Origin of the sequence: Streptomyces yatensis (genome assembly GCF_018069625.1) — a bacterium.
Lineage (GTDB): Bacteria > Actinomycetota > Actinomycetes > Streptomycetales > Streptomycetaceae > Streptomyces > Streptomyces yatensis.
Window position 1 is genome coordinate 6,323,824 of record NZ_CP072941.1, and the last position, 23,382, is coordinate 6,347,205.

The window sequence follows — 23,382 nt, forward strand, 5'->3', positions numbered from 1 at the left end:
ACGCCCTCAACTCCGAGCTACTGGCCCCGGGGCCCCTCGCCCCGGCGGCGCAGCTCGTCGTCGATCTTGTCCGAGCCGGACTGGATCTGCTCCGAGTACTTGCCGCCCGTCTTCTTGTCAGCGGCCTCGGCCCCCTTGCGAGTGCCCTTCCGAGCCTTGTCCGGGTTCTTGCTGATCGCGCCCTTGAGCTTGTCCATCATGCCCATCGCGGCCTCCTTACGGTCCGGCTCGTTCCAGGGAGGGGTGGAACCCGCCCCTCCCTCAGGATCAGACACCTGTGCGGATCTGTCGCGCTGGGACGGGGCGCGAACGGACGGCGAACGCATAGTGCTCCCGGACACGGGGCGGTCTCCCCGGGACTTTCCCCGGTTAGGCTGAGGTCGTCGCCAGAGGTCGATTCCGAGCGGAGAGCAACCAGTGGCAGAGCGCAAGCCGATCGAGTCATGGCTCACCGACATGGACGGTGTCCTGATGCACGAGGGCATACCGGTGCCGGGTGCCGATGCCTTCGTCAAGCGGCTGCGCGAGTCCGGCACGCCCTTCCTGGTGCTCACCAACAACTCCATCTACACCCCGCGCGACCTCCACGCCCGGCTGTCCCGGATCGGGCTGGACGTCCCGGTGGCCAACATCTGGACATCGGCGCTGGCCAGCGCCCAGTTCCTGGACGAGCAGCGGCCCGGCGGCACCGCGTATGTGATCGGGGAGGCGGGGCTGACCACCGCACTGCACGACATCGGCTACGTCCTTACGGATGTCGAGCCGGACTATGTGGTGCTCGGCGAGACCCGTACGTACAGCTTCGAGGCGCTCACCAAGGCCATCCGGCTGATCAACGACGGTGCGCGGTTCATCGCCACCAACCCCGATGAGATCGGCCCCTCCGCGGAGGGCGCGCTGCCCGCCACCGGCTCCGTGGCCGCACTGATCACCAAGGCGACCGGCCAGAAGCCGTACTTCGTCGGCAAGCCCAATCCGCTGATGATGCGCTCGGGGCTGAACGCGATCGGTGCCCACTCCGAGACCAGCGCGATGATCGGCGACCGGATGGACACCGATGTCCGGGCCGGGCTCGAGGCCGGTATGGAGACCTTCCTGGTGCTCACCGGGGTGACCAAGGCGGGGGAGGTGGACCGGTATCCGTACCGCCCGTCCACGGTCGTCGACTCCATCGCGAATCTCGTGGAACGCATCGCCTGACCCGCCGGCGGCCTCTGCCTGATCCGCCGGGGAGCTCTGCCTGATCCGCCGGGGACCCGTGCCTGACCCACCGGCGACGAGATGCCGCCCTTGTGCCCCGGATGGCGCAGTAGGCGCCCGCAGCGGATGCGGGCCCCTGCCGGGCGCGTGAGCCTCTTGGTATCGGGAGGTTCTCACCATGCGCATCGTCGCACTCACTCTCTGTACCGCAGCATGCGCCGCCGTCGCGGCGGTGACGGCCGCTGCACCGGCCCTCGCCGACCAGCACCACTCCGCCACCACCACGATCCGGATCAGTCCGCACGCCCTCGCCCCCGGCGCCGAGGTCGAGGTCTGGGCCTTCGGCTGCCCCGACCGGGAGGGCACGGCCTCGTCACCGGTGTTCGTGGACGACGCGGAGCTGACGCCCGAGGGGAACGCGCTCTTCAGCGAGGCGACGATCCGCTCGACGGCGACCAAGGGGGCGCACCGGGTCACCGTGGACTGCGCGGACGGCCTTTCGCGTGAGGACCGTGAGGCACGTGAGGACGGTAAGGGCGGCATGAGCGGGGTCTCCCTCGCCGTGGAACGCCCGCCCTCGCCCGTCGCCCCCGTCCGCGCGGGCGGCGGCGGCACGGCATCCGACGAGACCCGGGCACGCGATGACATCGGCGGTGCGGAGGCGTACGGCCTGGTGCTCTCGGGCGGTACGGCCCTGGCCGTCGGCGGCCTCGCGGTCCACCGCCGCCGCCATCCCTCCGGTACGGCGGGCTGATCGCCATGGACCTGGACACCGAGATGGACGGGAACGTGGACGGGAATCGCTTCTCCGGCCTCGGACGGCTGGCCACGGGGGTGGCCTGGGTCGCGTTGCTGCTCGGCCTGTGGATGTGGGGCCGGGACACCACGGAGGGAACGGGCGGTCCGGCGCCGATGACCGGGGACGTGGCCGCGGTCGGCCGACCGCCCGCCCATCCGCTGCCCCCGGCGCACGCGCCGCTGGCGTCCGCCCGGCCGAAGCGGGTCGTGATCGAGGCGGCGGGGGTCCGCGCCCCCATCGTCGCGAGCGGCCTCGACCGCGACGGAGCCGTGAAGCCGCCGTCCGTCAGCCGCCCCGGCACGGTCGGCTGGTACCGGGCCGGCCCCGAGCCCGGCTCCCCGGGCGCGGCGCTGCTGGTGGGCCACCTGGACACGAAGAGCAAACCGGCGGTCTTCCACGGGCTGAGCGACCTCAAGCGGGGCGAGCGGGTGCGGGTCGCGCGATCGGACGGTACGACGGCGGAGTTCACGGTCGAGGACGTCGAGGTGGTGCCGGAGAAGCACTTCGACGCGCGACGGGTGTACGGGGCGCGGTCCCATGACCGCGCGGAGCTGCGGCTGATCACCTGCGGAGGGAAGTTCAACCGCTCGACCCGGACGTATACGGCGAACGTCGTCGTCTCGGCGTACCTGACCGGCACGACGGGCTCCGCCCACAACATGTCGGCCGGGAGCCGCAGTGCGCACTAGTCCGGTGCGGGTGCGGGTGCGGGCGCCTGCGGCGGGCAAAGCCCCCACCCCGCCCCTCCCCGAAACCAGGGGGCTACGCCCCCTGCACCCCCACCCGGGGCTGCGCCCCAGACCGCCCTGCTCGGGGCCCGCCCGCTGCACCCCCGCTCGGGGCCCTGCCCGCACCCCCTCCCGGGGTTCCGCCCCGGAGTCCCGTCCCCGCCGCGCAGCGCATCGCGTCATGGCGTACGGGCGAAAAACGGGGTGGGTTGTGGATGAGGGCACGGTGGTTCGGGGTGGTGTGTAAGGATTGATTCGACCGGTCTTGTCCCGCCGGGGGATCACCGCCTGTTCCCCGGAGCGTGCACCCAAGGGGGAGTGGATGTACGGCAGTTGCACCGGCCGTTCGCGTCACGTTGCCCGCACTCGTACTCGTACTCGTACGCGTACCCGTATCCGCGCGCTCTCCGCGGCCGGGGCGCTGCTGTCGTGCGTCGTCCTCTCCGGGTGTTTCGGGGCCTCGAAGGGGGACAGCGACCATGCCTCCCTCGCCGGGCAGGCGAAGCAGCGGCCCAAGTCCACGATTCCCTACTGGGTGAATCCGGACGGCAGCGCGGCGCGGCAGGTGGCGGCGTATCGCAAGAAGGGGGCGGACGGCGAGGCCAGGCTGATACAGAAGATCGCGGAGCAGCCCGTCGCGGAGTGGCTCGGGGTGGACGATCCGGAGGGGCAGGCGCGGGGGTTCACCGCGGCCGCGGATCACGTCAACCGGGACGCGCTGCTGGTCTTCTACAACATCCCGCACCGCGACTGCGGGCAGTACTCCAAGGGCGGCGCCGCCGACGGCAACGCCTATCGCACCTGGCTGGACAAGGTGGTCCGGGGGATCGGCGGCCGCCGGGCGACGGTCATCCTGGAGCCCGACGCGCTGCCGCACGTGGTGGACGGCTGTACGCCCAAGCAGTTCCACGAGGAGCGGTACGACTTACTGACCGGTGCTGTGGACAAGCTCAAGGGGCTGCCGCGCACCAAGGTCTATCTGGACGCCGGGAACCCCCACTGGATCAAGGACCCGCGCCGGATGGTCGAGCCGCTGAAGCGGGCCGGTATCCGTAAGGCCGACGGCTTCGCGCTGAACACCTCCAACTACCAGACGACCCAGGAGAACAGGGCGTACGGCAGGAGGCTGTCCGCGCTCACCGGTGGCAAGCCCTTCGTGATCGACACCAGCCGTAATGGCAACGGTCCGGCCCCCGGTAAGAACGACCCGCAGGCGTGGTGCAATCCGAAGGGCCGGGCGCTGGGCGAGCGGCCGACCACCGACACCGGGGACAAGCTGGTCGACGCCTATCTGTGGATCAAGCGTCCGGGCGAGTCGGACGGCACCTGCAAGGGCGGTCCCACCGCGGGTCGGTGGTGGCCCCGGTACGCGCTCGATCTCGCCCGTAACGCCAACCGTAAGGACAGCTGAAGGCCGGCCCGAAGGCCGTTACTTCTTCGGGGGCGCCGGCGCGGGCACCTTGACCCACACCGCCTTCGACGGTGTGCCCTGGTCGTCCACCGCGTTGAGCATGTACCACCCCGGCGGCATCAGTGACGCGTTCTTCGGCAGCGTCACCGTCACCCCGTCCTTCGTCCGCGTGAAGTCGAGCGCGATCGACCGCTGCTCGACATTGGTCACATGGGTGAAGGACCCGGGCCGGATCAGCCGCATCCTGGTGATCGCCGATGCGTGCGCGGTCCGGTACGTGGTCTTCGCGCCCGGCTTGACCGTCCTGGGCGCGGTGTCGGTGAGCTTCGGGCGGGAGTCGCGGAAGAGATACGGCGGGGTGTAGAGGTCGATCTGCTGCTGGAACGTACCCGGCTTGGTGTTGGCCTTGTCGCCGAAGAGCGAGTCCGAGCCGAAGGTCATGACCCGGCCGTCCGGCAGGAGTAGCGCCCCCGAGTGGTAGTTGCGGCCCACCAGCGGATCGGCCACCTGCCGCGCGGTGTTGGTCTTGGGGGTGTACAGCTCGGCCTTGAGCACATTGGTGTCGCCGCGGCCCCGGTAGTCGCCCGAGCCGTTGGTGGTCAGGACGGTGTCGTCGGGCAGGATCACACTGCTCGGATAGCGCGCCTTCGCATAGAGATCCGGCCCGTTCTCGAAGCGCGGCTTGTCCGCACGCAGATCGGCGATCCGGGTCTTCGCCGTGGACTTGACGTCCTCGCCGACCCCGCCCCCGCCCAGCACCATGTACCGCTGGTCCTGTGCGGGCGGCAGCAGCACGGACATCGAGGTCTCCAGGGCGTCCGGATCGCTGATGCCCGGGACCACGTCGAACCGATTGCTCTTCAGGTCCCAGATGCCGGGGGTACGGCCCTTGTCGTCGGGGCCGTATCCGGCATTCGAGCCGGTGTAGAAGATCCGGCCCTTGCCGGTCAGGAACAGCGCGGGATACGTCGGGAAGAAGCGCTTCTTGGGCAGGTACTTCCACTTCTTGGTCTTGGGGTCGTAGATCTCGTTCTTCCCCGGGACCACCTGGCCGATCTCGTCCAGTCCGGAGACCGCGAGCACCTTGCCGTCCTGGAGGCCGGTCAGGGTCGGGTACCAGCGGGCCTCGTTCATCGGATCGACCGGGATGTACCGCTCGGCCACCGGGTCGAACTCATATGCCTGCTTGATGCCCTGGAAGTCCTTCTTGTCGAACGACAGCTTCTGCGCGATGCCGTAGAAGTTCCGCCGGTCCTTGCCCTTCAGTCCGGCGATCCGGTAATTGTCCTCGGTGCCGGTCTGGTACTTCCTGCCCTTGCGCAGCGCCTCCACATAGACCCGTGCCGTGCTCGCGCTGACCGTGACCTTCTTGGTCTTGGGGTTCGTCTTCTTCGTCGCGCGCGGAACGAGCAGCGGGTCCTTGGACACGAAGGTCTTGCCGCTCTCCTTGCCGGTGAAGCGGGTTCCGGCGGGGAGGGTTTTGGGCTTGTCGGGGTCCTCGTTGTGGACGAACATCAGTCCGCCCGCCTTCTCGACATCGCCCTTGAGCTTCTCGTAGCGCTGGGTGCCGCCCGCCACCAGCAGCTTTCCGTCCGGGAGCTGGGAGTGCCCGGAGCAGAAGAGGTCCCTGGGGGTCGGGATGTTGGTGAAGGTGTTCTTCTCCGGATCCCACAGGACACTGCGGAAGGATTTGGCGGCGAAGTTCTTGGCGTTGTTCCCGGAGCCGGCCACCAGCAGCACCTTGCCCGTATGCAGCAGGGCGGCGTGGATCGTATTGATCCGGTATTGCTCGGGGACGTCGACCACATCCCAGTGGCCGTTCTCCGCCTTGTACTCCGGTTGGTTGATTTTGTACGCGTGGTACTTGTCCGAGCTGAAACGGTAGAGAGCCGGGCCGTTCATCCCGGCCAGTACGGTGATCGCCGCCGCACCGATCCCGAAGCGACGGGTGCGGCGACTCGGTCGGTACTTCACTTCTTATCGTCCCCCAAGAGCGGGCTGCGGATTCCGTTTCTCCTGGCGGACGGTCCACCGCCAGGCGATGATCGGCGCGGCTGTGACAGCCAGGGCAATAGATGCCCAAACGGTCATCGCTGGATGACTGTGGCCGAAGTAGAAGGAAGAGGCGAGCGACCCGCCGAAGACCGCCAGGAAGAAAAGATGGGTCCGGAAGGTGCCGAAGAGGGTGTCGGGGCTCGCGGAGTCGCCCTTCGGCGTCACCACGAAGCGGCTCTTGCGGCGCAGCACGGTGTCGAGCAGCGAGCGGGCGTAAATGGGCGCGGCCAGCGCCGACATCACCATTCCGGCTACCCCGCCGGAACCCTCCGGCTCATGGGGAGAAACGTTGTGGCGCCGGTTCCAGACGTAGAGACCGATCTGGAGGGCGGAGGCATTGCCGTAGAGCATCATCCAGATGGCGGGGTCGATCTCGACGCCGGAGGCGCCGAAGCCCAGGAACAGCGCGCAGCTCAGCGCGGCCAGGATCCAGTTGAGCGCCGACATCGGATAGAAGATCACCAGCAGGGAGTAGTTGAAGAGCCTGCCGGGCGGCAGCGAGAACGGCGCCTTCCAGAACTGCTGGACGATCGTCTCGTAGGTCCCCCGTGACCAGCGCAGCTGCTGGGTGAAGAAATCCGTCCAGGCGTTCGGCCCCTCTCCGACCGCCAGGACATCGGGGGTGTAGACCGACCCCCAGGCGCGGCCGGTCGCCGGATTGCGGTGGCGGTGCAGCTCGAATCCGGTGGCCATGTCCTCGGTGATCGAGTCGTACAGCCCGCCGATCCCCTTGATGGCGCTGATCCGCACCGCGTTGTTGGTGCCCACGAACATCGGCGCCCGATAGGCGTTCCCGGCCCGCTGGATCAGTGCGTGGAAGAGGAACTGCTGGCTCTCTGCGGCCTTGGTGACGGCCGCGTCGTAGTTGCCGTAGACCTGTGGGCCGACCACGAAGGCGATGTCCGGATCGCGGAAGTAGCCGAGCATCCGCTCCAGATAGTTGGGCAGCGGCACATGGTCGGTGTCGACGGAGGCGAAGAAGTCGTACTCCTCGCCGTGCGCGTCCAGCCAGGCGTTGTAGTTGCCGTGTTTGGTCCTGGCGCGGTGCGGACCCTTGGGCTGGTTCCACTTCTCGACGCCCTTACGGGTGAAGTGGTAGACGTTCAGCCGCCGGCAGACCTCCTTGACCTCCGGATCGTCCCCCTCGTCCAGCAGCCAGACATGCATCACCCCGCGGTGCCGGACGCGGATCGCGGCCTCCAGGGTCCTGCGCACCATCTCCAGCGGTTCCTTGCCGGGGACATAGGTGGTGATGAAGGCGACCTTGGTGCCGGTCTCGGGCACGACGGGGACGGGGTCGCGGGCGACGAGCGTGGCGTGCGCGTTGGACGCGACGTTCATCGTCCGGAATAACTCGATCAGCCCTATCGAGGCCAGCATCACCACGTCCATGACGGCCAGGACCGGGCTGGTGCCCTCCCGGCTGGTCCAGTGCGCGGGCTGCATCAGCCAGATCAGCAGCCCCAGCGAGACCAGCGGCGCGGCGCCGAGCAGCAGCGCCGCGCGGATCCGGTGCGGCTCCTCGGCGAGGAGGCTGCGGTAGCGCACCCGGTAGGGCGTGCCGGGCTCGGGCCGGGTCAGCGGTCCGGCGAGCCTGCTGTAGTGCTCGTAGTCGTACTTCGGCAGCGGCCGCCGCCGGGGCCGGTGCCGCTGCCGGTCCGGTGCGGTCTGGTGCTGCCGCGGGATGCGCAGGCGTGTCGTCCTGGACGAGTCGTACCCGCCGTACGACGGATGGCGGGCGCCGGTCGGCGTCGACGTCATGAGTTAATCCCCCCGCACGCATGACTGAGTGCGTGCCGTCACGTTCTGTCGGCCCCCCGGCCCCCCTTCGGCCGCAGGGGAACGATAGTGGAGGCAGCCGACCTTACGGACATGGAATGGCTACGTTCCGGATGTTTGCGCAGTAAACGAACTTGCTTGGTCGGCAGCCGTCGGGCTGCGCTCCAACCGCCCGTTGATCAGGCGGAGTTGACGCCGATGCGCCTCACCGTCGGGTATCGAACGGGCGTCGGCGATCGCAAGTGTGAACGGTCTGTTTATCGGACAAACATGGTCAAGGGAAGGGCGACGACTCCCGGCTTGAAATCGGTCCAAGCGCTCCGCCGGGAGTGCCCTGACACGCCGTTGCCTGGCTCGCCGAGCATGTCGCGTGCGAGGAGATGAACACGAGGCAAGCAGTACGACCACGGTCCGATCCGAAAGTGTGGTCCATGCTCCGACGACGCGGTACGTGCGACGGCAGCATCGTTGCCCCATGACCGTCACGACTCCGTCAAGCGCCGTTCCTGCCCCTCCCATTCCGGGACGCTGGACAGGCGGTGCCTCCCTCGTCCTCGGCCCCCTGCTGCTACTCACCGGCGTACTGCTACGCCTGCGCTTCGACTTCTTCTTCCCTGCGCAACTGAGCGCGTACGAGCACCATCCGGACCTCATGACGGCCTCATACAGCTTTGTGTCCGCCGGGTGGGTGCTGCTCTGGCCGGGAGTCATGCTCCTCGCCGCCAGGATCGGCGAGAGGTTCCGGGACCTCGCTGTCTGGGGTGGCGCACTCACAGTCCTCGGCCTCTTCGCCCGCGCGTTTCACGCCGGTATGGACCACCTGGGCTTCCAGTTGGTGGCCGTCCAGGGGGCGGCATCGGCGACGCGAACGGTGAGCGAGACCTACGGCGCGTTCCACATCTTCAGCACACTGAACGCCGCGATCATGGGCGGCTGGCTCCTGCTGGCCATCGGCGCATACCGGTCCCGAGTGCTGGGCCCCCTGCGCGCGGCGGCCCTGGCATTGGCATCGGCGATGCCGCTGGGGGTGTTGAAGGGAACGACCCCTCTATCGGTCGCCGCCGCCACGGGACTGTGCCTCGCGCTCGTACCCCTGGGCGTGGCCGTCTTGCGCGATGGGCCGACCCCGCGGGCGGCCACGGTCGCGGGAAGGCTTCTCGTGCTGGTCGCCGTGGGTACCGCGATGTTCCTCTTCGGACAGGCCGGATGAGCGGCCATCGGTATCGTCCAACGATGCACGGAATGGGGCGGCCCCTGCGGACCGGCGCGCATCTGCTGGCGATCGACGCCTGCCTGGCGGCCGTCGTGACAGCCGGGTACGTGACGCTGGCCGACCGGGGTGCCACAGACGGTCTGCCCCGGTTTTCCGGCCCATGGTGGCTGGGCTGGCTGGTGGCCGTCTGTGTCGGAGTGCCGCTGGCCGTTCGGCGCCTGTGGCCCCTGCCTGCCCTGGCGGTAATTCTGGGTGGTTCGGTGACGGCGACACTGCTCGACATCACCCGTGACCCCTACATCTCCGCGGCCCTGGCCGTTTACGTGGTGGCGCTCGTCGAGCCGACACGCCGGGCTTCGGCGACGCTCGCCCTGACGCTGATTGTCTCGGCAGCCGCGGTCATCACGGGTGAAGCGGCCCTGACGCCCTCCGGCCCGTGGGCGGAAGCCGCCGGAACGTCCGCCCTGGTCTGGCTGGTCATCGGGGCCGCGGGGGCAGCAGGCCGTGTCGTGCGAGAGCGGAGATCCCGAGCGGACCGAAGGGAGCGTCGCCTTGCGGAGGAGGCACTGGCCGAAGAACGCCTGCGCATCGCCAGAGAACTGCACGACATCGTCTCGCACAGCCTCAGCGTGATCGTCGTCAAGGCGGCGGTCGCCAATCATGTGGCTGAGGCACGCCCCGAAGAAACGCACGAGGCCATCCAGGTGATCGAGCAGACCGGCCGGGAGGCGCTCACCGAGATGCGCCGTGCCCTGGGGGTGCTACGCGGCGACACCGCTGGACGGCGCATGCGAGAACCCGGATCGGCGGAGACGGCTCCCCCTCCCGGGCTGGACGACCTGCCGGGACTCGTCCAGCGTGCCGAGCGGGCGGGAGTTCGCACCGAGCTCAGCACCCAACTGGCCGTCGGCATCCCAGCGGGGGCGGCGCTGGCCGTCTACCGGATCGTGCAGGAGGCCCTGACGAACGTGGTCAAGCACGCCGGCGGCGGAACTCACTGCCAGGTGAAGATCACAGTCGACTCGCAAGGAGATGTGCGGATAGAGGTGGTGGACGACGGGGCCGGGAACGCGGTCGCGACCGACCGGGCGGAACTCAATGGTGGGCACGGACTCGTGGGAATGCGCGAACGCGTGATGGTATATGGCGGGACGTTCGCCGCCGGGCCACGGCCCGGCGGCGGGTTCGCTGTGTCGGCTCGCCTCCCGTCCGAGCCCGCTCACGGCACGGCTACGAGCCGGAAGGAGGGGACCGCGTGACCGAACCGATCCGGGTACTTGTCGCCGATGACCAGCCCCTGCTCCGAGGCAGCTTCCGGGTGCTCATCGACACCGCCCCCGGTCTGACAGCGGTGGGCGAGGCGGGCACCGGGGACGAAGCTGTCGAGAGCGCACAGCGGCTCTGCCCGGACGTGACGCTGATGGACATCAGGATGCCCGGCATGGACGGCATCGAGGCGACGCGTCGCATAGTCGGGTCTCCTGAGACAGCCGGGACACGCGTTCTCATTCTCACCACCTTCGACCTCGACGAGTACGTGTACGGCGCATTGCGTGCCGGGGCGGCGGGGTTCCTCCTGAAGGACACATCTCCCGAGGCGCTGCTGGCCGGCATCCGCACTGTCGCCGCCGGAGAGTCCCTTCTCGCCCCTTCGGTGACCCGACGCCTGATCGCCGAGTTCGCCCGTCTTCCGCATGCCCACCATGCGCCGGGTTCCTCGCTGGCGAACCTCACGGAGCGCGAGCGTGAGGTCCTGGTGCTCGTGGCGCGTGGCCTCTCCAACGCCGACATCTCCGAGTACCTCCATCTCAGCCACGGCACCGTCAAGACGCACATCGGTCGGCTGCTGAGCAAGCTGCGTGCGCGGGACCGCGCGCAGCTGGTGATCAGCGCCTACGAGTCAGGGCTCGTCAGCGCCGCTCATCAATCGACCGATGGATGAGCGAGATCGACAAGCGGCGGTCCGCGGCCCGCTCCACGCCGGATCATGCCCATAAAGCGGGGTCAGGCGTCACCAGCATGGGCCCGAGCCGAACCCCAACTCCCCCGGCAGGCCGCCACCGCATGCCGGTGCAGCCCCTTAGTCGCGATGCGCCGAACGCAGTCGGATGCGGATGTTCCCGAAGTGATCGCGGATCGCGCCCTCGGCCCGCAGGGCGTCCCCCGAGCGCACCGACTCCAGGATCTCCCGGTGCTGCTTGCAGGTGACCCTCGGATCCGTGGGGACGTCCACGAGATCGGTGCGCACCCGGTGGAAGGCGTCCCAGAACGCCTCCAGCACCTCGCTCAGCAGCGTGTTGTCCAGGCTCCCGTAGAGCGCGGCGTGAAACGCCCGGTCCGTCTCGGCCCGCACCGCACCCTCCGCCGCCTCCGCCTCCATCCGCCGTACGACCGCGTCCAGCTCGGCGAGGTCCGCCTCCGGGATGCGCCCGGCCAGCCGCGCGATCAGCCCGGTCTCGACGGCCTCGCGCAGCTCCAGCAGCTCCAGCAGGCTGTCCTCGCCCCGGTAGTGCCCGGCGACGGTACGGAAGATCAACCCCTCGATCATCGGCGCCATCGACATGGGCCCGACGTACGTCCCGAAGCCGTGCCGGATCTCCACGATCCCCATCGCCTGCAACGCCTTGAGCGCCTCGCGCACGGAGTTGCGGCTGACGCCGAGTAGCTCCATCAGCTCGGTCTCGGTGGGCAGCGGAGCGCCCGAGGGAAGCCGCTGGTCGATGATCAGCCGCTTGATGCGTTCCTGGATGTCGTTCGTCATCCCCCGCGAAACCCCCCGCGTACGGGAATGCGAATGTGAGTGCGCCGCCACCGCCACCTCCGATCCGAACAGCTTAGCGGCGGCGGCGCGAGCGGGTCAGATGTGCGCGATGAAGCGGCCCAGGCTTCGGGGGAGACGGTGAGCCGACCCCCCAGGGGGTTCCGGAGTCCGGGCAAGACCGTATGGAGGCGAGGTGACTTTGAGCATGGGTCCGGGGGATGGGGGCCGGGGCCTCGCCGCCGGCCGCCGGGCCGGTGGGGCCGATGCCGTGGCGGCTCGGCGGTGTGGGGGCTCGGACCGATCCGGGCTGCCGGTCCCCTCCGGGTACCCCCTAAAAAACGCTTGATCTGAAGCAACTAATTTGTCAAACAGTTTCGAGAGGGGTACCCCCACCCCGGCAGGCGGCCCGGCAACGGCCCCGCCTCGGAAGGCCGTTGCCGCCACCGGCGGCCACACCCGGCCGCCCGGCGCCCGGCGACGCGGCCGCGCCCCCCATCCCCTGCCCCGCTGCTCAAATGCGCCGAAGGCGCGAGGCGGCGCCGCACTCGCCCGAGCCGCGCAACCCAACACCCCCTTCCCGAGGGGCGGCTGGGGCGATGGACCGGCGCATCGGCCGCGATCGATCCGGTCCGCACCACGGTGCGCCGGGGGTCCGGCTCTGGCGTGTGATCCTCCGGTACGGAAGATTCAGCGGCGCCAATAATTCGGTGCATTGCCGAATGTGTCGCACTGGAGGGGAACATGTCGCCTATTCGCATCTTTGTCTTATCGGTCGCCGTCGCCGGGGTGCTCGCCGGTATGGGGACCGGCACCGCGTCGGCCGCCGCCATCAGCCGTTTCGACGACGGCAGCTTCGAGACGCCCGCGGTGGGGGCCAACACGTTCGGGACCGTGGCGGCCGGAGGGACCATCGGGCCGTGGAAGGTCACATCCGGAAACGTGGACCACATCGGGGACGGCTTCTGGCAGGCGGCCGAGGGGGGCCAGTCCGTGGACCTCAACGGTACGGGCGCCGGCACGGTGGCCCAGACCTTCACGACGGTGCCGGGGAAGCGGTACACGGTCACGTACTCCCTGGCCGGAAACCCGGCGGGCGGTCCCACCGTGAAGACCGGATCGGTGCTGGTCGACGGCCAGAACTTCCGGAACTTCAGCTTCGACATCACCGGAAAGTCCTTCGGGAACATGGGCTATGTGACCCAGGAGGTGACCTTCGTGGCGCGTGGCACCTCCACGACGCTGGCCTTCGCCAGCACGAACAACACCGCCTACGGGCCGGTCATCGACGACGTCATGGTCCGGGACTGCACGCCCTGTCCCTCCTGCGGCTGATCGCCAAAGGGAGCCCCCGGCGCCCCACGCGCCGGGGGCTCCCCGTTCTCTCTGAGCGCGCGCCTGGTCAGCCCGCGCCCTGTCGGCCCGCGCCGACCAGGCGCGCACCTCAGGGGTGCCCCGCGGCCCGCCGCTCAGGCGGCCGCGCGCTGGCGGTGTGCCAAGGACGCCGCCGCCTTACGGCGCCCCGGCGCGAGGACGTCCACGGGGGCGCCCGCCCCGCTGCCCGGCGTCTCGCGCCACCGGCCCAGCTTGGCCACGACCTCGGCCAGCCGCCGATCGCCGGGTTTCACGGCGAGGTAGAAGAGCGACTCGTCCGGCTTCCGGTCGTCCCCGCCCCAGCGGACCACGCCGTCGAGCTCGGCGAGGATGTCGCGGAGCACGACCTCCTGCTGGGGGAAGAAGCCGCCCTTGACGCCCGGCGGGTAGTGGCCGGGGCGGATCCGGACCGCCGTACCGGACGCCAGGTTGCCCTCCGGCAGCCCCTTGCGAACCGTGCCGGGGCTGCGCCAGCCCACCACATCGCCCTTGCGCAGTTCGTCGATCTCGTAGTGGAAGCGGCGGATCACATGGACCAGTACGGCCTCCGGTGCGCCGATGCGGACGGTGACGCCCACCAGCGGGGTGCCGGGCACCGGACGGGACCAGATGGTGCCGCCGCCGTCGGTGACCTTCTCCATCTCCCAGCCGTTGGGGCTCGGTCTGCCCGTCAGCACCCGGGCCTGGTTGGCCTGGAAACGGCGGTATGCCTTCCGGATCTCCTCGCCGGTGGGCGTCTTGGAATGCGAGGACGCGGCGTACGCGGGCGTCGCCAGCAGGGCCGAACCGGGAAGGGAGGCCAGCGCCGCCGCGCCGGCCAGCGCACCGGAGCGGATGAGCAGCTGCCTACGGGATGGGTCGAACACGCTCATTCATCGTCCCCTCGTGACGGTAGGGCTGGTGGACCGGTCCTGGTCGCGGGCCACTACGGATACCGCGCCCGTGGCGATGGCCAGGATGAAGGCGATGGCCATGGCCGGGTTGACGTATCCGGGGACCGCGGCGTCGTAACTTCCGCCCTCGTCGAGATGGCAGGTGAAGCGAAGGGGAAGGTAGTGCGCTTCATAGCGGTCGACCTGAGCCGCCTTCGCCGCCCCGCCCGCCTGGGCGCACTCCTCGCGCATATTGGCGTTCTCCATGAACATCACGTGGAGTGCGCCCCAGATGTACAGGGCGATGGTGGCGCAGACGGACAGCAGGGCGATTCCGCCGAGCCAGTCGGCCCGGGTCTTCCGGCGGCCGGTGCGCTTGGAGACGCCGGAGCCGAGTATGCCGATCAGGGTGAAGATGACGATGACGCCGATCAGGCAGATGAAGAGCAGCAGGATCGAATCGTGCCCGCCCGCCGAATCGGCCGCCAGCAGGGAAGGTTCTTCGCTCACCGCATCATCCTGTTGTACTTCTCGAAGATGTAGTAGAGGGGCATGCGCTTCCTGGCGTCGGTGAACGCGGGCTCCTCATATCCCTGGTAGCGGCGCAGCACCTCGTAGATCTCGGACTCCTTGTAGTCCAGCGAGGGGCGGCGGATCCCGGTTTCCTGCTCCGCGGCGGTGCCACCCGGCTTGCCGTCGGCTCCCCAGATATGCGCGTGGCCGACGGAGGTGAGGGCGAAGTCGTTGTCCGTACGGAGCTTGTCCCACACCGAGAAGATGTCGGAGTCCTTGTCCGGGTCCTTCGGGGTGCCGGTCACCAGGCCGCTTCTGATGGAGTTGTTCCAGCAGAGAACGCCCGCCCGGCCGAACATCTGGCCCACGCCGGTGCTGCTGTCCCGGAACGCGTCGACCTTGGGGAAGTCCTTGGCCCAGTCCGGCACATAGCCGTTGTGGTAGAGCCACACTCCCGCGTCCTTGACCAGGTCCTCATTGCCGTAGTGCCGGAACTCCCAGAACGCCGTGGTCTGGATGAGGGCCTTGCGCATGCCGTAGGCCCGTGCCGTATTGGTCACGGCGACATCCCCGGCGATGATGGTCTCCAGGCACTGGCCGGTGGTGTAGATCTTGCCGTCGTCCTCGGCGAAGCCGATGGATTGCATATACGACCGGACGTCGGCCAGCAGCCCCGGGTAATAGGCCTGGTTGAAGAGGCTGTCCGGCATCGACGCCACCGGCGGGTTGAAGGACCCCTGTCCGGTGTCCAGGCCGGAGGCGATGTTGTTGTCGATGTTGATCGAGCCGTCGCCGGAGCCGATGGTCTTGGTGACGATCTGGTCGAAGGCCCAGTTGGGCGGCAGGGGATAGCCGTAGTTCCCGGAGAAGCCGCTGGACATGTCGGAGACGAAGCTCGCCGTGGCATGGCCCGCCTCGGAGACCCGGATGCACACATTGCGCGGTCCGTAGACCCCGATCTTGTAGCGGTTCCCGGCGATGGCCATGCCGTCCACGATGCCCTTGAAGTGGGGCAGGACATTGTCGGTGACTTCGTAGTCGTAGGCGTCGAAGTCCACGGCGAAGTAGATCCGGCTGCCGTCCTTGAAGCCGTGGTCATCGGCCGCGTTCGCCGCCGCGATGGCCGCCGCGTTGCCGGCGGCGTAGTTGAAGCCCGAGGCGTCGCGGCCGAAGGTCTGATAGATGGGGAAGCAGCGGAGCCCGTTGTCGGCGAGGGTCTGGAGCTCGCCGATCTGGATGGCCTTCTCGGGGAGATCGGTGGTGCTGGGGTTGGTGAGATAGCGGCCGATGTACGTGTACCCGGCGGCCTTGAGGGTGTTGGCACGGGCCTGGGTGATCTTGGTGACGCCGTCGCAGGCCTGGCCCTGGCGGTCCTGGTCACCGTAGGAGACCAGCAGCGATGCCCAGGTGGAGTAGTCGCCCCTGCCGGTGACCGGCAGCTTGGCGAAGCCCTGGAAGCTGTTCACCGCGGAGCCGAGCGCCGATCCGAACGAGGAGCTGAACGGCACATTGGGCCGCTGGTTCAGGATCATCGCCCCGGAGAACAGCCGCACCCAGGTGCTGGTCTCGCCCGAGGAGACGGGGTGCTGCTTGAGCCCGGACTGGGTGCCGGGGCCGAAGTTTCCGTTCGCCACCCCGTCGGCCATGCCGAGTTCGTACTGCACGGCCAGCAGCATGGACTTGGCGACGGTCCGCGAGTGGTGTCCGTCGCACGGGATGACGAAGTAGTCCTGGCGCTTCACGTAGTTCGCGTTCAGATACTGCTGCACCGTGCGGATGTCGGCGCCGCCGTCACCGGTGACGACATAGGCGTCCATGGTGAGCAGCCCCTTGAAGACCTTGGGGGCGAGGCTGCCCGCCTCGAAGACGCCCGCCACACCCATGTCGGTCATCAGCTCGGTGATCGAGCCCGCCACCGTGGAGCTGAACACCCCGTCGATTCCACCGCCGTTGTACCCCTTGCAGTACAGCCCCGACTGCACGATCTTCGTGAACTTGGCCGAGGGCGTCGTACTGGCGTTGACCTTGGGGTACTTCGACTGCAGCGTGCTCAGGGTGGTGGGGCCGAAGCTGTCGGAGAGGCTGGTGATGCCCAGTTCGTACTGGAGCGCCCGGGTGAGCGCGTACATCACGGTCCAGCTGGTCTTCCCGTCGACCTCGAGTGCCGGGATGCCGAGCTTCCCGCCGTATGTGTCGTTGATGAACTGCTGCGCCCGCATGACCATGGCGTCGGCCATGACGTCTCCTTCAGTGCCGGGTGACGGGGGTCAGTTGCACGGGAAGACGTAGTCGGACTTGTAGTCGATGTAGAGACTGCTGGAGGTCTTGCCCATCTTGGCGGTCACCGGGGCGCAGGCGATGCTGGAGACGTAGACCGGGCCCGCGTACTCGCTGAAGTTGCCCGAGTCGGTGTCGCAGCCGGTGCCGTCCACCTTGCAGACCTTGAGGTACATGTACTGCGAGGCGCCGTAGTTGTTGTCGAGGATCGCGCAGCCCTTGCCGCCGTTGGTGTAGCTGAACAGCGTGGCCAGGCGCTGGCTCGGGTCGGTGCCGACGGGCAGCGGAATGGCCTTGTTCAGCGTGTAGCCGGTGCCGCACACGGTCGCGGCGGCGGCGGTGGGCGCCGGGTTGGCCTTGGCGAACGCCTTGGTCTCGGCGGAGGCGGTCGGCGCCACCTTGACGCTGGGCGCCGCGGGGCGCTCGGCGGCCGACGCCTGGGGCGCGGTGAGGGTGAGCACGGCCGCCGCGGCGGAGGCGAGGGTGGCACCGACGGTGGATCTGAGGATTCTGGACATGGACGTACCCCTCCCGTAAAGGCTGCTGGAACCTGGTGAATGCGGAGATCGCCGGGGCCTCTCCCCAAGGCCCGGACGTGGGAACAAGCGCTTGCCGCGCTGTGGTCGCACGGAACATATGCACTGGTCATGGCCTTGGACAAGAGGTCTGAACGGGCCTGGGGAGCGGAGTCCGAGCCTCCGCCTGCGGGTGGTCACGGAGGCGGTATGGGGTGCGTCGCGGTGCATCCCCTATGAGGGGATAAAGCGACTCATGTGCAACGAGCTCGGTATACAGAGGGTTGAGATGTGTTGCTGGTCACTATCTCTGGACTCTGCGGGCAGGCCGTCCGGCGGCCCGTGACGTCCCGTCACCATGCGCAAGGGGCCCCTCGGAGAACCGAGAAGCCCCAGGTCAGTGGCGAAGCCACGGTGCGCCGCCAGGGACTCGAACCCCGGACCCGCTGATTAAGAGTCAGCTGCTCTAACCAACTGAGCTAGCGGCGCCTGCTGACGTGGAAATTCTACCCGACCTCGGACGGTGGTCAGGACGCCGTGAGCCCCGCCGCGGCCTTGCTCCATTGGTATGGACATGACTATTGGCCCTGGATACTCTCAACTTGGTCTAGACCGCCGTGCACGGCTCATCGAAGCACTCCCCACGTCTTCAGGAGCGAAGCATGCGCAAGAAGATCAGCGCCGCCGTCATCGGCATCGGTCTCGCGGCGATTTCCGTCCTCGCGACCGGCGGCAGCGCCTCCAGCCACGGCTACACCGACTCACCCATCAGCCGCCAGAAGCTGTGCGCCAACGGCACGGTGACGGGCTGCGGTGACATCCAGTACGAGCCCCAGAGCGTCGAGGGCCCGAAGGGCTTCCCGTCCGGCGGTCCCGCGGACGGCACGATCTGTGCGGGTGGCAACAGCCGGTTCTCCCAGCTCGACGACCCGCGGGGCGGCAACTGGCCCGCGACCAGGATGACCGCCGGCCGGAGCTACACCTTCAACTGGCGGTTCACGGCCTCCCACGCGACCACGGACTTCAAGTACTACATCACCAAGAACGGCTGGAACCCCAGCCAGAAGCTCACCCGTGCGAGCCTGGAGTCCCAGCCCTTCCTGACCGTGCCGTACAACGGCCAGCGGCCGCCGTCCACGCTCTCCCACTCGGGCACCATCCCGAGCGGTAAGAGCGGCAGACATGTGATTCTCGCCGTGTGGACCATCGCGGACACCTCGAACGCCTTCTACGCCTGCTCGGACGTCCAGTTCTGATCGTCGTCCGGTCGATCCGGTAGTGCGGGTGGGTGCGGTGCCGTCCCGGGACGGCACCGCACCGACGTGACGATCAGGCGTCGAACGCGCCCGCCTTGGCGCTGCGGACGAAGGCGGCCAGGACCGGTGGCACGGTGGTCAGGACGGTGCCGGGGGCGTCGCTCTCCCGCAGTTGGACGCGGCCGCCGGTGACGGCGACCTCGACGCACTGGCCCTCGCCCGCGGAGAACGAGGACTTGCGCCAGTGGGGGCGGTGGTGCGTGGCCGTTTCAGAGGTGTTCATATGTGGGGCCCTCTTTCTCATACCAGACCAGCGATGAGGGCCTTCGTCTCATCCGTGGACAGCGCGCAGTCCACGATATGGCCGAAGGCGTCGGCGAAGACATTGACGTCGTCGACTCCTTCGACGTACGAGGGGCCGCGCAGGTTCTCCTGGGTGACCACATCCGGCATCGGACCTGGGAAGGCCACAAGTGTGAACGCGCCCGCGTCCCCCGGATTGGGCGCCGCGTCGATCGGCATCACCTGCAGCGTGACCGTGGGCCACTCCGCCACCTCCAGCAGCCGCCGCAGCTGAGCGGTCATGATGCCGGGCTGCCCGGTGAACCGGCGGCGCAGCGCCGCCTCATGGATGACGGCCCACAGCCGCAGCGGATGGCAGGAGCGGGTGAGGACGGCCTGGCGGGCCAGGCGCACCTCGGCGAGGGCGTCGACCTCGGTGGCGGTGCGGGCCACGGCGTTCGCCGCGATGGTCTCGCGGGCGTAGTCGGCCGTCTGCAGCAGACCGGGGACGACCAGCGGGGCGTAGTCGCGGACGCTCTCCGCGTCGCTCTCCAGCGAGATGTAGTCGGCATAGGCGGGGGCGACGACGCCACGGTAGGTCTGCCACCAGCCGCGTTTGCCCGCGTCCTTGGCCAGTCCCTCCAAGGCGATACGGGTGGTGGGGTCGGTGACGGCGTAGGCCCTCAGCAGCGTTTCGACCTCGGCGGCGCGGATGGTGGCGTTGGCGTTCTCGATCCGGGAGAGTTTCGGCGCGGTCCAGCGGCGGGCGTCGGCCGATCCGTTCGCGGCCGCATTGAGTGCCGCGGCCGCCGCGTCCAGTGTCATCCCCGCTTCGGTGCGCAGCTGTCGCAGCGTGGAGCCCAGGCGCCTGCGCCGAACGGTGGGCACTGGCTGGTAGGACATGTCGCCAGTCTGTCGTATTGCCAACTACGCCTACCAGCCGGGCATATGCCAGTCTTGTGCGACTGGGTCGAAACATTGCGAGTGGGACGTTCCATAGGCCAGGATCGCTAGGGGACACGGCAGCGCGCCGTGGTGTGGAGGGGCCCCGGATCATATGGCTGAGAACATCTCGCAGCGATACGAACTGCGCCTTCGCGCTCATCCGCGGATGCTTGCCGACATTCGCCGTGCCGTCGGTGCGCGCCTGCGGCTGTGGGGGCGCGAGGAGCTGATCAGCGCGGCGGGGATGTGCGTCACCGAGCTGCTGTCCAATGTCCACAAGCACGCCGCCTCTCCCGAATGCGTCCTCGTCCTGGAGAGGCTTCCGCACGGGATCCGCGCGGCGGTCAGCGACTTCGAATCCGCGCTGCCGGTGGTCAAGGAGCCGGACTTCCTCTCCGAGAGCGGCCGGGGGATGTTCCTGCTCAGCAAGACCGCCCATGAATGGGGCACGGACCTCACCCCGACGGGCAAGACCGTCTGGTTCACCCTGCGCGCGGAATCGGTGGAACCGTGACCCGCGGCGCCGGTAGCGTGGAGCCGCGATCGAGGGCGGGGGGTGGGCCATGGACCCGGTGACGGCGGGAGCGCTGGTCACGGCGGTGAACGCGGCGGTGTCGGGCGCCGGCGGCGAGGCCGGGCGGCGGGCCCTGGAGTCCTTCGGCACGCTGGTCCGCCGGGTGGTGCGGCGGGGCGAGGGCGAACCGGCCGGTGAGCCGGAGCCGGTGGCGATTCCGTACGACGACGGCGAGCGGCTGCGCCAGTTGGCCGAGCTGCTGGTCGAACGGGCCCGGCAGGACCCGGAGTTCGGCCGTGCCCTGGCCTCCTGGATGCGGGAGCACGGCCCGCGGGGCGGGGAGGCGGGCGCCGTGCACAACACCGTCTCGGGCAACGCCCGCATCACCGGCCCGGTCGTCCAGGGGCGGGACTTCCACGGGCCGATCAACTTCGGCTGATCCCGGCGGCCGTCCCGGGGCGGGGTGCCGAGCTGGCAGCAACCGGACACCGTCCCCCACTCCGTGTCGTCGAACGGAGCCGAATCGCTGCGGTCCGTAGTCCCGCCGCGTCCGGAAGGCGGACTCGCCGGTAACTTGTGGACATGCGCCCCCGGCGTATCGGCGGCGCGACCGTAGAATACGAGCCGGCGCACCCGGTTTGGTCAACTCTTTACCTCACGCCCCGCGTTGACGTGGTCGCTGTGCGCGAATTAGTGTCGTCATGGATTTCGCACAATGCTGCCTCCGCAATTCGGGGCGGCGAAATTGACGAGAATCAGGCCGGTATTCGCATAACCAGGTCACTGTCGCCCGGCAGGGGAAGTCATGGTTGGTCTTGTGAGGGTGTCCGAGCCTTCGCCGCTGAGCGCGGAGACTCCCTCGTCAGGCGCCGTCGACTATGTCGAGCACGCGCTGCTGGCCGCCCGTGATCTGATCGAGTCGACGGTCACCCGGCACCGCAGGGAGCTGGCCCAGGACTCCTGGGCGGGGACGGCTCTGGGGAAGGTGCCGCTCGCCGAGGTCGTCGACACGCTGGTCGACTGCGCCGAGCGGACGGTCGGCGTGGTGCTGTCGGGGAACGAGGAGCAGACGCGGGCCGTCTGCGCCGCGCTCGCCCGCCCGGCCAGGGGAAGCCGGCGCGCCGTCGTCGTACGGCTGTTGTGCGAGGAGCCGGTGCTGGCCTCGGGCGCGGTCCGGGCGCTGGCGCGCACCGATCCGCGGTGCGAGATCCGGATCTGCGACGGCGGCCTGCCGCCGTTACCCGAGGCGCTGCTCATCGACGGCGAGGTGGTCTACCTCAGACGGGGACCGTCGGAGCCGGGGCGGGGCCCGGGGCAGGCGTCGCTGGTGGAGGACCCCGCCACGGTGCGGGCCCTGGAGATGATGTTCGCCGGGACCTGGGGGAACGCCGTGGCGCTCGCGGACCATCCGCGGCTGGGCGGGCGGTTGTGCCCGGACTCCGTACGGCGGATCCTGGAGTGTCTGCGCACCGGCCACACCGATGAGGTGGCGGCGCGCACGATGCAGGTCTCCTTGCGCACCTACCGCCGGTACGTCGCGGAGATCATGCGGGAGCTGGGGGCCAACTCCCGCTTCCAGGCGGGGGTGCGGGCGGTGGAACTGGGGCTGCTGCCCGGCCGTCACTGACGGCGCTCGAGACCTTGACCACGTCACGAGGCGGGAAGTACGGGAATGTCGACATGAAGGACCGCGGACGCGATCCTGGACCGGAGGCCGCGCTCGCGGGGGACCTGCTGGAGGGGACGCTACGGGAGGTACGGGACCTCATCGAGTCCACGGTGATCCAGCACCGCGCCCGGCGGAGCCGGGACGCGCGGTTCACCGAGGTGGGGGTGGAGGACGCCGCGTTCCTCGCCGCCGCCGAGGAGGTGATCGGCCAGGCGGGGCGGAGCGTGGACGCCGTCTTCCCCGAGTGCTCGGCCCGGATGGCGCCGGTGCAGGCCGCGCTCGGCGCGCTGGTGGAGGACCTCGGCGACCCGGTCGGGGTGCGGGTGCTGCGCGGCAGATCCGCTGCCGGTGCCGGCACCGCCGGATCCGGGGCCGCCGCTTCCGGCACGGGCCCCGGGACTGCCGCTTCCACGACGGGCCCCGGAACGTCGCCCGGGCCCGTGCCGCGGCCCATCCCCGGGCCCGCGCCGCCCGCCGAGGCACCCGGCGCCGGCTCGGCCGCGCGCCCCGTGCAGGTGCGGATCGCGGCGGTCGCGCTGCCCACCGCGGTGATCGCGGACGGCCGGACCGCCCTGGTGTGCACCGAGGCCGAGGAGGGGCGGCAGACCTCGGTCATCGAGGACCCGGTGGTGGTCGCCACCCTGTACGGCATGTTCGGCTCCATCTGGGGCGGCGCGGTGCCCGCCGCCCGTCCGCTCGACTTCGGCAACCGCGCCCGTACCGAAATGGTGCGCCGGGTGCTGGCCCGGCTGCGCGACGGGGTCACCGACGAGGCCGCCGCCCGCGACCTGGCGATCTCGGTGCGTACGTACCGCCGCTATGTCACCGGGATCCTGGAGCTGCTGGCGGCCAACTCCCGTTTCCAGGCGGGGGTGCGCGCCACTGAGCTCGGCATCCTCGGAAATACATCAACATGATTATTTCGTTTTCCCCATCGACATTGTGATCGGGAGCGTGCTGGCGATAGGTTGCCTGCGGGCGTGCCGAGATCTGGCAACAGCCGGTAATGCAAGGGGATTTGGGGATGACCGAAGGGCACGGAAGGGGCGCGACCGCCACGGCGGGCGCGGACGGCGAGCCGAGTACGGACGAGCCGCATTCACCCCGACCGGGACATGCGCGAAAGACCGGCGACAGCGGCGGAAATGGTGAGAAGTCATGGGCCGGTGACCGCCGGAAAATGACCGGACCGGCATCCGGCGCGGCCTCCGCCGACCGACGG

Annotated in this window: 23 protein-coding genes and 1 tRNA gene; 13 read left to right on the top strand and 11 right to left on the bottom strand. The window is 69.2% G+C overall.

Annotation, left to right across the window (positions count from 1 at the left end):
• Positions 1-17 precede the first annotated feature (17 nt).
• On the bottom strand, positions 18-206 hold the full coding sequence (locus J8403_RS26600; protein ID WP_211125359.1) for an antitoxin: 189 nt from the start codon (positions 204-206) through the stop codon (positions 18-20).
• A gap of 211 nt (positions 207-417) precedes the next feature.
• Between J8403_RS26600 and J8403_RS26605 the strand changes: the two genes are divergently transcribed.
• The 4 genes from J8403_RS26605 to J8403_RS26620 all read left to right on the top strand — a co-directional run bounded on the left by J8403_RS26605 (position 418) and on the right by J8403_RS26620 (position 4,138).
• Entirely contained in the window at positions 418-1,200 is a 783-nt protein-coding gene (locus J8403_RS26605; RefSeq protein WP_093462138.1) for an HAD-IIA family hydrolase, read from the top strand.
• A gap of 178 nt (positions 1,201-1,378) precedes the next feature.
• Positions 1,379-1,954, top strand: a complete 576-nt coding sequence (locus tag J8403_RS26610; RefSeq protein ID WP_211125360.1) for a hypothetical protein — start codon at positions 1,379-1,381, stop codon at positions 1,952-1,954.
• A 5-nt stretch (positions 1,955-1,959) separates the two neighbouring features.
• Entirely contained in the window at positions 1,960-2,688 is a 729-nt protein-coding gene (locus J8403_RS26615; protein ID WP_211125361.1) for a class F sortase, read from the top strand.
• Between the two features lie 361 nt (positions 2,689-3,049).
• The gene (locus tag J8403_RS26620; RefSeq protein WP_246586002.1) at positions 3,050-4,138 is read left to right on the top strand and encodes a glycoside hydrolase family 6 protein; all 1,089 of its coding nucleotides are present in this window, start codon (positions 3,050-3,052) and stop codon (positions 4,136-4,138) included.
• An 18-nt stretch (positions 4,139-4,156) separates the two neighbouring features.
• Here J8403_RS26620 and glxA read toward each other — a convergent pair whose 3' ends face one another.
• Complete coding sequence (gene glxA, locus J8403_RS26625) at positions 4,157-6,112, bottom strand: radical copper oxidase GlxA (RefSeq protein ID WP_211125362.1); 1,956 nt, start codon at positions 6,110-6,112, stop codon at positions 4,157-4,159.
• A 3-nt stretch (positions 6,113-6,115) separates the two neighbouring features.
• Positions 6,116-7,954: a glycosyltransferase family 2 protein gene (locus J8403_RS26630; protein WP_211125363.1), complete on the bottom strand. Its 1,839-nt coding sequence runs from the start codon at positions 7,952-7,954 to the stop codon at positions 6,116-6,118.
• A 493-nt stretch (positions 7,955-8,447) separates the two neighbouring features.
• Between J8403_RS26630 and J8403_RS43795 the strand changes: the two genes are divergently transcribed.
• Genes J8403_RS43795 through J8403_RS26645 form a run of 3 tightly spaced genes read left to right on the top strand, consistent with a single transcriptional unit; the run spans position 8,448 to position 11,127 of the window.
• Positions 8,448-9,182, top strand: a complete 735-nt coding sequence (locus J8403_RS43795) for a hypothetical protein (protein WP_246586003.1) — start codon at positions 8,448-8,450, stop codon at positions 9,180-9,182.
• A gap of 23 nt (positions 9,183-9,205) precedes the next feature.
• On the top strand, positions 9,206-10,444 hold the full coding sequence (locus J8403_RS26640; RefSeq protein WP_211125364.1) for a sensor histidine kinase: 1,239 nt from the start codon (positions 9,206-9,208) through the stop codon (positions 10,442-10,444).
• Positions 10,441-11,127, top strand: a complete 687-nt coding sequence (locus J8403_RS26645) for a response regulator (RefSeq protein WP_211125365.1) — start codon at positions 10,441-10,443, stop codon at positions 11,125-11,127. Before J8403_RS26640 ends, J8403_RS26645 begins: the two co-directional genes overlap by 4 nt.
• 138 nt (positions 11,128-11,265) lie before the next feature.
• Here the strand turns inward: J8403_RS26645 and J8403_RS26650 are convergent, their stop codons facing one another.
• Positions 11,266-11,946, bottom strand: a complete 681-nt coding sequence (locus J8403_RS26650; protein WP_211125366.1) for a FadR/GntR family transcriptional regulator — start codon at positions 11,944-11,946, stop codon at positions 11,266-11,268.
• A gap of 741 nt (positions 11,947-12,687) precedes the next feature.
• Here J8403_RS26650 and J8403_RS26655 point away from each other — a divergent pair.
• The gene (locus J8403_RS26655; RefSeq protein WP_211125367.1) at positions 12,688-13,278 is read left to right on the top strand and encodes a choice-of-anchor C family protein; all 591 of its coding nucleotides are present in this window, start codon (positions 12,688-12,690) and stop codon (positions 13,276-13,278) included.
• 134 nt (positions 13,279-13,412) lie between these two features.
• On the opposite strand, the gene J8403_RS26660 is transcribed toward J8403_RS26655, so the two are convergent.
• The 5 genes from J8403_RS26660 to J8403_RS26680 all read right to left on the bottom strand — a co-directional run bounded on the left by J8403_RS26660 (position 13,413) and on the right by J8403_RS26680 (position 17,983).
• A complete protein-coding gene (locus J8403_RS26660; protein WP_211125368.1) occupies positions 13,413-14,189 on the bottom strand; it encodes a hypothetical protein in 777 nt (258 codons plus the stop codon).
• Positions 14,190-14,699, bottom strand: coding sequence for a hypothetical protein (locus tag J8403_RS26665; RefSeq protein ID WP_211125369.1), 510 nt, complete (start codon positions 14,697-14,699; stop codon positions 14,190-14,192). It lies immediately after the preceding gene.
• Positions 14,696-16,939, bottom strand: a complete 2,244-nt coding sequence (locus tag J8403_RS26670; protein ID WP_211125370.1) for a glycoside hydrolase domain-containing protein — start codon at positions 16,937-16,939, stop codon at positions 14,696-14,698. The genes J8403_RS26665 and J8403_RS26670 overlap by 4 nt, the downstream gene beginning before the upstream one ends.
• 30 nt (positions 16,940-16,969) lie before the next feature.
• A complete protein-coding gene (locus J8403_RS26675) occupies positions 16,970-17,497 on the bottom strand; it encodes a hypothetical protein (RefSeq protein WP_211125371.1) in 528 nt (175 codons plus the stop codon).
• Positions 17,498-17,909: 412 nt separating this feature from the next.
• A tRNA-Lys gene (locus tag J8403_RS26680) sits at positions 17,910-17,983 on the bottom strand.
• Between the two features lie 173 nt (positions 17,984-18,156).
• On the opposite strand from J8403_RS26680, the gene J8403_RS26685 reads away from it, so the two are divergent.
• A complete protein-coding gene (locus tag J8403_RS26685) occupies positions 18,157-18,750 on the top strand; it encodes a lytic polysaccharide monooxygenase auxiliary activity family 9 protein (protein ID WP_211125372.1) in 594 nt (197 codons plus the stop codon).
• Positions 18,751-18,823: 73 nt separating this feature from the next.
• On the opposite strand, the gene J8403_RS26690 is transcribed toward J8403_RS26685, so the two are convergent.
• Both J8403_RS26690 and J8403_RS26695 read right to left on the bottom strand, forming a co-directional pair.
• Positions 18,824-19,033: a DUF397 domain-containing protein gene (locus tag J8403_RS26690; protein ID WP_211125373.1), complete on the bottom strand. Its 210-nt coding sequence runs from the start codon at positions 19,031-19,033 to the stop codon at positions 18,824-18,826.
• 17 nt (positions 19,034-19,050) lie between these two features.
• Positions 19,051-19,935: a helix-turn-helix domain-containing protein gene (locus J8403_RS26695; RefSeq protein WP_211125374.1), complete on the bottom strand. Its 885-nt coding sequence runs from the start codon at positions 19,933-19,935 to the stop codon at positions 19,051-19,053.
• Between the two features lie 154 nt (positions 19,936-20,089).
• Here J8403_RS26695 and J8403_RS26700 point away from each other — a divergent pair, with 154 nt between their 5' ends.
• From J8403_RS26700 to J8403_RS26715, 4 genes are all read left to right on the top strand, one after another.
• Complete coding sequence (locus J8403_RS26700; RefSeq protein ID WP_211125375.1) at positions 20,090-20,491, top strand: ATP-binding protein; 402 nt, start codon at positions 20,090-20,092, stop codon at positions 20,489-20,491.
• A gap of 49 nt (positions 20,492-20,540) precedes the next feature.
• Positions 20,541-20,930: a hypothetical protein gene (locus J8403_RS26705; RefSeq protein ID WP_211125376.1), complete on the top strand. Its 390-nt coding sequence runs from the start codon at positions 20,541-20,543 to the stop codon at positions 20,928-20,930.
• A gap of 384 nt (positions 20,931-21,314) precedes the next feature.
• Complete coding sequence (locus J8403_RS26710; protein WP_246586004.1) at positions 21,315-22,118, top strand: helix-turn-helix transcriptional regulator; 804 nt, start codon at positions 21,315-21,317, stop codon at positions 22,116-22,118.
• Between the two features lie 53 nt (positions 22,119-22,171).
• Complete coding sequence (locus J8403_RS26715) at positions 22,172-23,077, top strand: helix-turn-helix transcriptional regulator (RefSeq protein WP_211125378.1); 906 nt, start codon at positions 22,172-22,174, stop codon at positions 23,075-23,077.
• Positions 23,078-23,382: the final 305 nt, after the last annotated feature.

What these genes read in the sequence shown, in the direction of transcription:
- J8403_RS26600 (WP_211125359.1), bottom strand. Translation starts at nt 206, where the DNA reads ATGGGCATGATGGACAAGCTCAAGGGCGCGATCAGCAAGAACCCGGAC.
- J8403_RS26610 (WP_211125360.1), top strand. Translation starts at nt 1,379, where the DNA reads ATGCGCATCGTCGCACTCACTCTCTGTACCGCAGCATGCGCCGCCGTC.
- J8403_RS26615 (WP_211125361.1), top strand. Translation starts at nt 1,960, where the DNA reads ATGGACCTGGACACCGAGATGGACGGGAACGTGGACGGGAATCGCTTC.
- J8403_RS26620 (WP_246586002.1), top strand. Translation starts at nt 3,050, where the DNA reads ATGTACGGCAGTTGCACCGGCCGTTCGCGTCACGTTGCCCGCACTCGT.
- J8403_RS26630 (WP_211125363.1), bottom strand. Translation starts at nt 7,954, where the DNA reads ATGACGTCGACGCCGACCGGCGCCCGCCATCCGTCGTACGGCGGGTAC.
- J8403_RS43795 (WP_246586003.1), top strand. Translation starts at nt 8,448, where the DNA reads ATGACCGTCACGACTCCGTCAAGCGCCGTTCCTGCCCCTCCCATTCCG.
- J8403_RS26640 (WP_211125364.1), top strand. Translation starts at nt 9,206, where the DNA reads ATGCACGGAATGGGGCGGCCCCTGCGGACCGGCGCGCATCTGCTGGCG.
- J8403_RS26650 (WP_211125366.1), bottom strand. Translation starts at nt 11,946, where the DNA reads ATGACGAACGACATCCAGGAACGCATCAAGCGGCTGATCATCGACCAG.
- J8403_RS26655 (WP_211125367.1), top strand. Translation starts at nt 12,688, where the DNA reads ATGTCGCCTATTCGCATCTTTGTCTTATCGGTCGCCGTCGCCGGGGTG.
- J8403_RS26660 (WP_211125368.1), bottom strand. Translation starts at nt 14,189, where the DNA reads ATGAGCGTGTTCGACCCATCCCGTAGGCAGCTGCTCATCCGCTCCGGT.
- J8403_RS26670 (WP_211125370.1), bottom strand. Translation starts at nt 16,939, where the DNA reads ATGGCCGACGCCATGGTCATGCGGGCGCAGCAGTTCATCAACGACACA.
- J8403_RS26675 (WP_211125371.1), bottom strand. Translation starts at nt 17,497, where the DNA reads ATGTCCAGAATCCTCAGATCCACCGTCGGTGCCACCCTCGCCTCCGCC.
- J8403_RS26685 (WP_211125372.1), top strand. Translation starts at nt 18,157, where the DNA reads ATGCGCAAGAAGATCAGCGCCGCCGTCATCGGCATCGGTCTCGCGGCG.
- J8403_RS26690 (WP_211125373.1), bottom strand. Translation starts at nt 19,033, where the DNA reads ATGAACACCTCTGAAACGGCCACGCACCACCGCCCCCACTGGCGCAAG.
- J8403_RS26695 (WP_211125374.1), bottom strand. Translation starts at nt 19,935, where the DNA reads ATGTCCTACCAGCCAGTGCCCACCGTTCGGCGCAGGCGCCTGGGCTCC.
- J8403_RS26700 (WP_211125375.1), top strand. Translation starts at nt 20,090, where the DNA reads ATGGCTGAGAACATCTCGCAGCGATACGAACTGCGCCTTCGCGCTCAT.
- J8403_RS26705 (WP_211125376.1), top strand. Translation starts at nt 20,541, where the DNA reads ATGGACCCGGTGACGGCGGGAGCGCTGGTCACGGCGGTGAACGCGGCG.
- J8403_RS26715 (WP_211125378.1), top strand. Translation starts at nt 22,172, where the DNA reads ATGAAGGACCGCGGACGCGATCCTGGACCGGAGGCCGCGCTCGCGGGG.